Source organism: Pedobacter sp. SYSU D00535, assembly GCF_017355855.1.
Lineage (GTDB): Bacteria > Bacteroidota > Bacteroidia > Sphingobacteriales > Sphingobacteriaceae > Desertivirga.
Map to the genome: position 1 here is coordinate 55,947 of NZ_JAFEWD010000012.1, position 11,545 is coordinate 67,491.

An 11,545-nucleotide genomic window follows, 5' to 3' on the forward strand; every position below is an offset into this window, starting at 1 on the left:
CTAAATCCTTCTCAATTTTCTACACCACCAGATTTCCCGTATTGTTTACTGAGCGAGCAAAAGGTTTCATATACGCCTCAAACAGTACTGCTAACTCCCTCCGGGTCACAATCCGGGAAAGATCAAACTTGCCTGACAGCTTGAGCGACTTATTCCAGGCACGCTCTACTTCGCGGTCCAGTTCATCGCCTCTATTGGCTGTAAACTTAATGAGGCTCAACACTTCTTTTAGCGACAACCGCTCGGCCTTGTTGTCAAGAAACCATATCTGACTACGGCTATAATATTCCTTCATGGCATCCCTAATGTCAGATGCTAGCACCGTGCTGTCGGGCATAAACAAGAAATTATTATTGACCAGTCTCCCCTTAAGAATCCCGGTAGCTGCTAATTTCTGAATAGCCGAAAAACTTGAATCAGCAGGACTTATATCCGTAAAATTGAATAATTGTGATCTATAAGCTAACAGCTCCGCCTGAATAATTCTAATATCAAGTTCTTTAGTTTCCTTGTTGAAGAAGGCACAATAAGCCCCGACCGCCCCCGCTGCCTGCCCCGCAGCAAAAGTACTGGTTGCCACGCTTGCACCGGTTACCAGGAAGTTTTCTTTACCCGCAATTAGTGCCGATATCGGCAGGAAATGTAGCTGACCTGATACCGGAGCCACGCTTGTTCTATATTTTTTATCAGAATACACATCCACCACTGTCAATAATGGAGATGGCATAGCCACTTTTGCCAGACTGGCTATAACACTATTCGTAGTTGCATCAATGAAAACAGTCGCTTTTATTTCACTTTTATCCTTGAACTCAGCTTCCCAAAATTTCCCATCTCGCTTTACCTCCTTTAAATCACCTTTACGAACTACAGTTAGGTTTTTTATAGTATCTGTCCAGCCCTTGAAAACAGTCCCAACAAATTCAGGAGTTAACCCTGACGATTGGCTTTGAGATTTGCTCTTCAGCGAGTCAACCAGCTTTAAGAAGTCGCCATACACGCCTGTTTTAAAAGTTCTTTCTGCTTCATTTATTGTGATACTGGTAAATTCTCCCTGATGAACCAGGGTAGTTTTTGCGCCCGAATGAGCAGATTGGATAGCCGCTGCAAGGCCGGAAGGAGTAGCGCCGAACACTACTACGCCGGTTTTGTTACGCTGAGCAAACGCGGAGCCAACCAACAATAAACTTAAAATACCTAGAATATATCTCTTCATTTTTTTCTTTTGTCTCCAAATATATGTTTCAACCTCAACGAAGTAAAAGATTAATGATTTTAGTATTAAGAAAGTTTAACATATTTTAACAATACGTAATAACCCTTATTAGAACTTAAACGCACAACTATGAAAGCCAATCAAAACGCTCTTCGTTACCCTATCGGCGAATTTTCTGCACCTGCAGATATTACTGGGGAACAAATTAAAAATTGGATTGACGAAATTGCAGCACTACCCGAAGAGCTCGAAAAGGCTGCTGATGGCCTATCAGATACACAGCTCAATACGCCCTATAGACCAGGAGGATGGACCCTGCGACAGGTCATTCACCATCTTCCTGATAGCCACATGAATTCGTACATTCGGTTCAAGTTAGCTATTACCGAAGATTCGCCAACCATCAGACCATATCTGGAAGATCGGTGGGCTGAATGTGAAGAAGCCAGAACAGCAGCGCCGGACGTTTCCATCAACTTACTCAAAGACCTCCACAAACGCTGGGTTTTATTCTTGAGATCACTTCAACCGGCAGACTTCGAGAAGGGTTTTATCCATCCGGAACAAGGAAAGCTGCTGAAGCTAAAAGAGGTTCTGGGGTCATATGCGTGGCATGGGAAGCACCACCTTCACCATATCCTGCAAACCAGACAGCTGAATGGCTGGTAATACTCCGAAAGGGACTAACCGTCAAACATAGCCATGTGACCAAGGTTTGACTTAAAAGCTTAAGTGAAGAAGAAGAGCAGCAAGGAAGCCCTGATCATCTGTATTGATACTAGGTGTAGCGATAGAAAAAAGGAGTCGGGTAGATGATAACTGCAGGTTTTTCCTGCAAAACCTGCACTCAAGGTGCATGCAACGTGCACGCATGGTGCACTCATAAGCAATATTAGGAGCATAAGAGCCGGGCTAGTACATTAGATCGGCACTGCTTCTACTTCCGCAGAATGTCAAGGGTTAGAGGGTCCCTCAGGAATTGATAAACAGGGGTCTTTAACTTCTTTCAGGGGAACAGGAAAAGGCCAGGCAATTGCGAACAAGCAACCAAGGTCCTTTAAATGAGGTCAAGCTGAGTGGACCTAAAAAAAGAAAAACCGCCTCACAATTGACTTACGAGACGGCTTCTTTTTAAGTTAAATTTTTTCTGACTATTGAGCGTTAGCTCTTGCTTCTTGTTTCAATTTATCGTTTGCAACAATTACAATCTCTACCCTACGGTTTTGTGAACGTCCAGCGTCGCTTGTGTTATCAGCAATCGGTTCAGTTTCACCTTTACCTACAGTAGTTAACCTACTTGCAGAAATTCCCTGAGCCACTGCGTAGCTTCTAACTGCTCCTGCACGTCTTTCAGACAAATCGTAGTTGTAAGAATCGCTACCCACATTGTCTGTGTGGCCGATAACCATAATATTGGTTTCAGGATTGTTCTTCATAGTTGCTGCAAGATTCTGAATATTTGTTCTTGCATTGGCTTTTAAATCAGACGAGTTGAAGTCGAAAAGAATACCGGAATCGAACTTCACAATTAAACCCTCACCTGCATCAATTACTTCTGCTCCAGGTACCGTCTTTCTGATTTCCTCAGCCTGACGATCCATTTTACGGCCAATGTACGCTCCTGCTACACCTCCGATCGCGCCACCAACAACTGCACCTACTGCGGTATTACCGGCTTTTTTACCAATGATTGCACCGATGGTACCACCAGCAGCGGAACCGATGACGGCACCTTTCTGAGTCCGTGTCATTTGGCTGCAACTAACCGTTAACATAGATGTTGCTGCGATAGCTATACAAAAAGTAGCAATTTTCATTTTCATTGTTTTCATAATTGTGTCTTTAATACTAAGTGTGTTGTTTGTCTTTTTTCAAACCTGATGCCAAATTACGCAAATTCTGCTAAGTGATCTGATTCCATGTTGATTTGACCACCTACCGAAATAATGGTTTAATTCAATTCTGCTGTAATTTTAGCACATTTTGTTTCAATCATCAACACCTTATATACATTAATGATCGACGATGGTTTTCAGAATTCCCAATGAATTTAAAGGGATGGGGTTTTTCCACCATCCACCGGAATATTAACTCCGCTGATATAGCCCGCTGCAGGAGAAGCTAGAAATACTACAGCAGCTGCGACGTCTTCAGCCGTGCCAATCCTGCCTAAGGGGATTTCTTTAATCATTTCTTGCTGTACCTCTTCGGGAGTCTTACCCTCTCGCTCCGCACGACCATTAATAATCGCCTCTAACCTGGCAGTCATGGAGGTACTTGGAAGCACATTATTCACGGTAATACCAAAAGGTCCGAGTTCGACAGAAAGAGTTTTTGCCCAACTTGCTACGGCTCCCCGAATAGTGTTGGAAACTCCAAGACCTTTCAAAGGCGTTTTTACTGAAGTTGATATCACATTGATAATCCTACCCCAGCCAGTTTGTTTCATAAAGGGAATTGTAAGCTGTGCCAGTATTTGATTACAGAGTAGATGCTGACTAAAGGCTTGTTCAAATTCTTCGACACCCGCTTCTATTGCCGGACCAGCCTTGGGGCCGCCCGTGTTGTTAATGAGAATATCTATGGGTTGCTTTTCCAAGTAGGCAGAAACCGCCTGTTTGAGCTCTTCTGGCTTTGTAAAATCAGCCACAATATAATGGTGTGTTTCCGTATCATCGGCCGGGAGCTGAGCTATCACCTCTTTTAACTTCTCTTCGTTCCGGGCAACCAGGGTAATGCTTGCACCAAGTAAAGCCAATTCCATCGCGGAAGCTTTACCAATCCCCTGCGTACTTCCGCAGACTAATGCGCGTTTCCCTGTAAGATCTAAATTCATATTAATATCCGTACTTGTTTTTCCACAAACGTTTCAAATGCTCACGGAGTTTTAATTCAGAGGCATTATTTCCGGGATCAAAAAGCTTCGTCCCACTTAGTTTGTCAGGAAAGTACTCCTGTTCTTCGAAGTTACCCTCGTAAGAGTGCGCATATTTGTACTCCTTCCCATAGCCTATATTTTTCATCAACTTGGTGGGAGCGTTACGAAGGTGCAATGGCACGGGCAAATCGCCGGTTCTGGCTACTAGTTCCTGCGCCTTATTTATAGCTGCATAGCTCGCGTTACTTTTAGCCGAAGAGGCCAGGTAAGTTACTGTTTGAGACAAGATGATGCGCGATTCCGGCCAACCAATGACGTTCACCGACTGGAAGCAAGTATGCGCCAGCAGAAGCGCATTGGGATTTGCGTTCCCTATATCTTCAGACGCGAGGATTAACAAACGGCGGGCAATAAACAGGGGATCTTCTCCCCCTTCTATCATCCGGGCCAGCCAATAAACCGCAGCGTTAGGGTCACTTCCCCGAATGGATTTTATAAAAGCGGAAATGATGTCGTAATGTTGCTCACCGGCCTTGTCATATAAAGCCATGTTCTGCTGCACATTCTCCAGCACCAAATCATTTGTAATTTCTATTTGATCCTTCCCAACCGCATTTATCACCAGCTCCAGCACGTTGAGTAAGCGTCGGGCATCGCCGCCACTAAGGCGCAGCAAAGCTTCATGTTCTTTAATGGTGATCTGCTTACGCGATAAAAACTCATCTTCCTTAAGTGCTCTGCCTATAAGTTGAAGCAAGTCTTCTTCCGTAAGGTGCTGCAGAATATACACTTGGGATCTGGAAAGTAAGGCGGAGATGACTTCAAAAGAAGGATTTTCAGTGGTAGCACCAATCAAGGTTACCAACCCTCGCTCCACTGCTCCTAAAAGGGAATCTTGTTGTGACTTGGAAAAACGGTGAATCTCATCAATAAACAAGACCGGCAGGTTTTCTTCTGTTTCTTTCAGTCTTGCCGCCTTTTCAATTACTTCCCTGACATCTTTCACGCCAGAGTTGATAGCGCTTAAACTGAAAAAAGGCCTATTTAATTGTTGAGAAATGATATAAGCTAAAGTGGTCTTTCCTACACCGGGCGGGCCCCATAGAATTAGCGATGGAAGGTTGCCACTTTCTATAGCCCTCCTTAAAATAGCATTATTGCCGACCAAGTGTCGCTGACCAACATATTCGTCCAGGTTTTTCGGACGCATTCTTTCTGCTAGTGGAGGTATGGTAGCCATATTTTAAAAATTGGGCCTGGATGCGAAGCAATCAAATCAATACCTCCAGACCCAACTAATTATCCTTTTTTAACTTCCTTTGCCCAGGTATCCTTCAGGGTAACGGTTCTGTTGAAGACAAGGTTTTCAGTAGTAGAATCTTTATCAAGAGTAAAGTAGCCTTTGCGGATAAACTGGTAGCCACGACCGGGCTGAGCTGTCGCTAAATCCGGTTCCATGAAAACTTTGGGAATAATCTGCAAGCTCTCGGGATTAATAAGCTCCTTGAAGTCGCGGTCTTCTCCAGCCGGATCTTCCGATCGGAACAATCTATCATAGACCCGTACTTCTGCCGTAGCTGCATGCGGTACGCTCACCCAGTGGATAGTACCCTTCACATTGATGCCAGAAGTATCCTGCCCAGATTTGGATTCAGGAATATATGTACAACGCACTTCAATAATATTTCCCTGCTCATCCTTCACAAAATCTTCGCACTTTACAATATAAGCATGCTTCAGGCGCACCATTAGTCCTGGTCCTAGTCGGAAAAACTTCTTCGGAGGATTTTCCATGAAATCTTCACGCTCTATCCACAGCTCTTTGCTAAATGGAATGTCTCTTGAACCTTCCCCACCTTCTACTTCGGGGTTATTTTCACCGTGCAGCAGCTCACCTTCTCCCTCGTAATTGGTGATCACCAGTTTAATGGGATCAAGCACTGCCATTCTGCGCCAGGCTGTTTTGTTCAAATCTTCGCGAACACAGAACTCTAGCAGACTTACATCGATAATATTTTCGCGCTTCGCTACACCGATCCGGTCGCAAAAATCACGGATGGAGGCTGGGGTAAAGCCCCTCCTTCTTAAGCCGCTGATCGTAGGCATCCGCGGATCATCCCATCCAGTTACAAAGCCCTCATTCACCAACTGAAGCAACTTCCGCTTACTCATCACGGTGTAAGTCATGTTAAGACGGGCAAACTCATACTGACGGGAAGGGAAAATTTCCAGCTGGTCTATGAACCAGTCATAAAGAGCCCTGTGCGGAATGAATTCGAGGGTACAGATCGAGTGAGTTATCCCTTCAATGGAATCTGACTGGCCATGGGCGAAATCGTACATCGGGTAGATGCACCACTTGTTCCCTGTACGATGGTGCTTAGCGTGGCGGATACGATACATAATCGGATCGCGCATGTGCATGTTAGGTGAAGCAAGATCAATTTTAGCACGAAGTACTTTCGCTCCATCGGGATACTTTCCTTCACGCATTTCAGCAAACAAGCTCAAATTCTCCTCAATACTTCTTTCGCGATAAGGAGATGGCGTTCCCGGTTCGGTGGGAGTACCTTTTTGAGCTGCTATTTCATCGGGAGAACTGTCATCCACATAAGCCAAACCCTTTTTAATCAAGTTAGTGGCAAACTCATAAAGCTGATCAAAGTAATTAGAAGCGTATAGCTCGTTATCCCAATTGAAACCAAGCCATTTTACATCCTCTTTGATACTTTCCACGTACTCCGTCTCCTCCGTCTCGGGATTCGTATCGTCAAACCTTAGATTAGTTTTACCATTATATTTTAATGCCAGACCGAAGTTCAGGCAGATGGATTTAGCATGACCAATATGAAGATAGCCATTAGGTTCGGGCGGAAAACGAGTATGGACGCGTCCACCATTTTTCCCGTTTCGGATATCCTCCTCAACAATTTCTTCTATAAAATTTAATGATCTTTCTTCGCTCATAACAGTTTAAAAGGCTACAAAAGTAGTAAAATTAGCTTTGTGAAGATTAGATAGTTTTAATAACGAGCCTGATCCTTTTTAAGTTTATAAGGCAGTAGAAAACTGTGTTTTGGCCTCCTTCTCACTTACCGCTTCCTATGAAAAATTTCAAACCACGACTTTCACCGAAACTAAAAATGGGTTGAATGGCTCTAAATTGTAGAAAAAATTTCCCATCGAAGGCAAAAAAATTATCTTTATAGATCGATAAACTTAGCTTATGAAGAGAATCTTAATTGTTGATGATGAAGTTAATATCGGATTACTGCTCTCCAGGTTTCTTACCCGAAACGGCTTTGAAGTAGCTACCGCCACGAACGGCGGCGCAGCGATGGAAATGCTTGGTAAAGAAAAATACAATTTAGTACTCTGCGACTTCCGTCTGGAGGATACGGATGGAAGGGAGATGCTTAAAAAAATAAAAGTCTCTTATCCTGCTACCGGTGTAATTATCATAACGGGTTATTCCGACATCAAGTTAGCCGTCGAGCTTATTAAAATGGGGGCTTATGATTATATCACGAAGCCCTTGTATCCGGATGAAATTTTAAACACCATCAACAAAGCTCTTGAAACACAGGAAGCTTTATCGAAGGATTTTGCGGAGGAGAGTACTTCTCAAAGCTCGAAAAAGGAAAAGTCGTCGGACAGCAATCTCGCTTTCCCGGATCAATTTATAACGGGCCAAAGTAACGCCTCACGCGAGCTTCTGAAACAGATCGAGTTAATTGCTCCCACCAACTATAGTGTTATCCTAACCGGCGAGAGTGGAACAGGGAAAGAGTCTGTTGCGAAGTCGATCCATTTGAAAAGCAATCGAAGTGATAAGCCCTTTATCGCTATGGACTGTGGCTCATTAACGAAGGAACTGGCCGGAAGCGAGTTCTTTGGCCATGAAAAAGGCTCTTTCACCGGAGCTTTGTATACTAAGATAGGCCATTTTGAAATGGCTAATGGAGGTACGCTGTTTTTGGATGAAGTAGGAAATCTTTCCTATGATATCCAGGCGGCGCTTTTAAGAACGGTTCAGGAAAGAAAAGTTAAGCGAATTGGAAGCACGAAAGAGATCGACTTGGATGTCAGGATCATTGTAGCTACTAACGAAAACTTATCAGACGCGATTCAAAAGGGGAAATTCCGGGAAGATCTCTATCACCGCTTCAACGAGTTCAGCATTCATTTACCGCCGCTTCGGAATCGGGAGCAAGATATTATCCTGTTTGCAGAGAGCTTTTTACAGGAAGCTAACGGCGAGTTAAATCGTAACATTGAAGGCTTTTCGGACGAGGTAATCGAATGTCTGCTAACCTATAACTGGCCAGGCAATGTACGGGAATTAAAGAACGTAATAAGAAGAGCTTGTCTGCTGACAGAGGGTTCAAAAGTCCCTATAAAAGCGTTGCCCCTCGAAATCTCAACCTTCGCCCGGGTGACCGCTATCGAAAGTGCGGTAGTAACTATTCAGGCAAAAGAGGCTAAAAAAGGTTTAAAAGATGCCGCGCTGGAAGCAGAATATGAAACAATTTTAAGGGTATTGAAGGAAGTAAACTTTAATAAGACTAAGGCAGCTAAAATTTTAAATATCGACAGAAAAACGCTTTACAATAAAATGAAAGCAATCAATCTGGAATAAAACCGATAAAAAGATCGATGCACAATAGATTCAACATTCCTACTCCTATCTTATGGATTGTACTTATTATCTGCATTGTTCCCTCCATTTTTGTATTCCCCTACCTTAGTGACACCGCATCGACAGTCCCCTCTACCATCAGTTACAGAGGCTTCATATTCTTCAACATCTGGTTAATTGCGGGGATTGCTGTAGCGCTAATCACAGGGGTGCTTTCTTTTGTTGATTACCAAGTAAAGAAAGATCTGGCAACTCCGGTAATCGGCACTGCGCTGATCACCGTCGCTTTGTTTCAGGCCATCGTTCTATTGCTTAATGCTGATAGTTCAACGCACCTTTTATCTCACAAGCAGAACTATCAAAACTGGTTTACTACCAGAGCGCTTTATCTAACCCTACTCATTCTTAGCTCGGCTTATTTGATTGGTAAAAGTAGAGCCCGGACAAAAAAGCCGGCGAACAAGAAGCTCATTTTAGCGCTCGTACCCATTCTTTCGGCAGTCTGCCTGGGAGTGGCTATGTTTGTAAATTCCCAGGACGGTAACTTATTTCCGAAATACGAAGCCAACACTTTTATTACCCACCCCTACGAGGCTATAACTCTTGTAGCCTATATTCTAACAGGCTTTCTGTTGCTGCCGCCCTTTCAACGGCATTTCCCTTCACTGTTTTCGCGACTTCTTATATTAACGATTATTCCAGGCGCCTTCGCCGGATTATTTATGTCTGTCCACAGATCGCCGTTCGATATATTTTTTAATACCGCCTACTTCCTCAACTTCATTCATTATACGATTCCATTACTTGGTATCGCATTAAATTATATTGAGACTACTAAAAAAGAGCGCCGGGTGATTAGCCAGTTACATCAGGAAATCAGAGACCGAATTGCCACGCAGCAGAAACTAAAGAAACGGGAAGCGTTGTTGGCAAAGGCTGAAAAAATAGCTCATTTGGGAAGCTGGGAGTATGACATTGATACGAAAGCGGTAGAGTGGTCGGATGAAATGTACAACATCTTCGGGGTGTCGTCAGACTATATCCCGAGCACCTATATTCACGATGAAGCAATTGTTGAAGCCTACAGAGAACGGGTAAAAAGGGAAATAGGATCAGCAGTCAGGAACAAGAGCACCTATCACTTAGAGTTCCAGATCAAGAGGCCCGACGGAACCATCAGGCATTTGCTGTCGCAGGGAGAATACGCTGCTTCCGACAATAAATTAGTAAACATCCTTCTTGACATCACCGAGCTGAAAGAGGCAACTCAGAAACTTTCGCAAAGCGAATCCCTGCTAAGAGAGGCGGAGGCCATTTCGCACAATGGAAGCTGGGAGTGGTCCACAGAAAAAAACAGCTTCTTTTGGTCGGACGAGTTATACCGAATTCACGGACTTTTGCCGAACGACTCGTTCATTGACCTTCGACATTATCTCAGTTTCATCCACCCCGAGGACGTTCAACGGTTCGTAAGCTCTCTGGCTGAAACTCAAAAAGGTTTAAAGCCATTCTCCCTCGAGTACAGAATCATAAGACCCAATGGCGATATCCGACACCTGCTTCTGAGTGGTAAGTTTAAAACCGACTTTTCCGGAAACGTGGAAAGAATTTTGGGAAATACACAGGACATAACAGAACTAAAGAAAACGACCCTCCTACTCGATCGTAGTGAGAGTCTTTACAGGACGATCGCTAAAAATGCTCCCGACAGCGCTGTTTTCGTGTTTGATACAACCAAAGAATTATTACTGAAAGAAGGGCCGGCGATTGAAAAGATAGATCCGGAAGGTCTTTTTGCCACCGGTGCCACTTTCGAACTTGTAGTCTTTAATCAGGATTTTCAAACACATCGTGAGCTTTTAGAGCAGGCACTTGCTGGGAATGCCGGCTTAATCGAGCACAAGATTTCTGGAAAAACTTTCAAAACTTTCTACACACCAGCCTTCTCATCAGACGGAGAAATATTTGGCGTAATTACGCTGATGCATGACGTCACCGATTTAAAAAAAGCGCAGCAGGAGCTCGAACAAAAAATTTCCGAATTGAAGCGATCCAACCAGGATTTGGAGCAATTCGCATATGTAGCATCCCATGATCTTCAGGAGCCGCTCCGGAAAATTAAATCATTTGGAGATCGATTGAAGCGTAACTATGCGGCTACCTTACCAGATGAGGCGCAAGATTTTATCAACCGAATGAGTAATGCGTCTGACCGAATGCAAACTTTGATAGACGACTTGTTAACCTTATCCCGCGTCAGAAAAACTGAAGACCTTGCGCCAACTAATCTCGCTGAGACGATCAAAGAAGTGCTATACGACCTGGAACACCTGATTGAACAAAAGCGGGCTCGCATTGAGGTGCAGGCAAATGTGACCATTCCGGCGATACCTTCGCAAATTCGGCAGCTTTTTCAAAACCTACTAACTAACTCCCTGAAGTTTAGTAAAGAAGGACAACCTGTACAGATTAAAATCTCAAGCAAGCTGATCTCCGGAAATAGCGTCAGTAACAGCTCTCAATGTTTGAATAAAGAATGGACCTACGTACAAGTCGAATTGAGGGATAACGGCATTGGCTTCGATCAACAATATTCTTCCGCCATATTTTCACTATTCCATCGACTACACTCCCGGAGCGAGTTTGCAGGAACTGGTATAGGACTTGCAGTATGTAAGAAAATCGTGGAAAACCACGATGGTTTTATTGAAGCTGAAGGTGAACAAAATGAAGGCGCTTTATTCCGGATTTTCGTTCCTGCGAATAGGGAGTCTTAGCCTACTGTCCGTGCTACCAATACAGCCAACCAACC

The 11,545-nt window shown here is 43.9% G+C and carries 8 protein-coding genes; 3 read left to right on the plus strand and 5 right to left on the minus strand.

Translation table 11 applies throughout. The features are described from left to right. Positions 1-19: 19 nt before the first annotated feature. Positions 20-1,216 carry an FAD-dependent oxidoreductase gene (locus J4N23_RS18010; protein WP_207429228.1) on the minus strand — a complete coding sequence of 399 codons (1,197 nt, stop codon included), beginning with the start codon at positions 1,214-1,216 and terminating at the stop codon, positions 20-22. A 129-nt stretch (positions 1,217-1,345) separates the two neighbouring features. Between J4N23_RS18010 and J4N23_RS18015 the strand changes: the two genes are divergently transcribed. Then, on the plus strand, positions 1,346-1,885 hold the full coding sequence (locus J4N23_RS18015) for a YfiT family bacillithiol transferase (RefSeq protein ID WP_207429229.1): 540 nt from the start codon (positions 1,346-1,348) through the stop codon (positions 1,883-1,885). A gap of 482 nt (positions 1,886-2,367) precedes the next feature. Here the strand turns inward: J4N23_RS18015 and J4N23_RS18020 are convergent, their stop codons facing one another. From J4N23_RS18020 to J4N23_RS18035, 4 genes are all read right to left on the minus strand, one after another. Continuing rightward, positions 2,368-3,048 carry an OmpA family protein gene (locus tag J4N23_RS18020; protein ID WP_207429230.1) on the minus strand — a complete coding sequence of 227 codons (681 nt, stop codon included), beginning with the start codon at positions 3,046-3,048 and terminating at the stop codon, positions 2,368-2,370. Between the two features lie 218 nt (positions 3,049-3,266). Then, a complete protein-coding gene (locus J4N23_RS18025; protein ID WP_207429231.1) occupies positions 3,267-4,052 on the minus strand; it encodes an SDR family oxidoreductase in 786 nt (261 codons plus the stop codon). A 1-nt stretch (position 4,053) separates the two neighbouring features. Beyond that, positions 4,054-5,334, minus strand: a complete 1,281-nt coding sequence (locus J4N23_RS18030; RefSeq protein ID WP_207429232.1) for a replication-associated recombination protein A — start codon at positions 5,332-5,334, stop codon at positions 4,054-4,056. Between the two features lie 59 nt (positions 5,335-5,393). Then, a complete protein-coding gene (locus J4N23_RS18035; RefSeq protein WP_207429233.1) occupies positions 5,394-7,061 on the minus strand; it encodes a glutamine--tRNA ligase/YqeY domain fusion protein in 1,668 nt (555 codons plus the stop codon). A gap of 259 nt (positions 7,062-7,320) precedes the next feature. Between J4N23_RS18035 and J4N23_RS18040 the strand changes: the two genes are divergently transcribed. Continuing rightward, entirely contained in the window at positions 7,321-8,733 is a 1,413-nt protein-coding gene (locus J4N23_RS18040) for a sigma-54 dependent transcriptional regulator (RefSeq protein ID WP_207429234.1), read from the plus strand. Between the two features lie 17 nt (positions 8,734-8,750). Beyond that, entirely contained in the window at positions 8,751-11,510 is a 2,760-nt protein-coding gene (locus J4N23_RS18045) for a PAS domain-containing protein (RefSeq protein WP_207429235.1), read from the plus strand. The last annotated feature ends 35 nt before the right edge of the window (positions 11,511-11,545 follow it).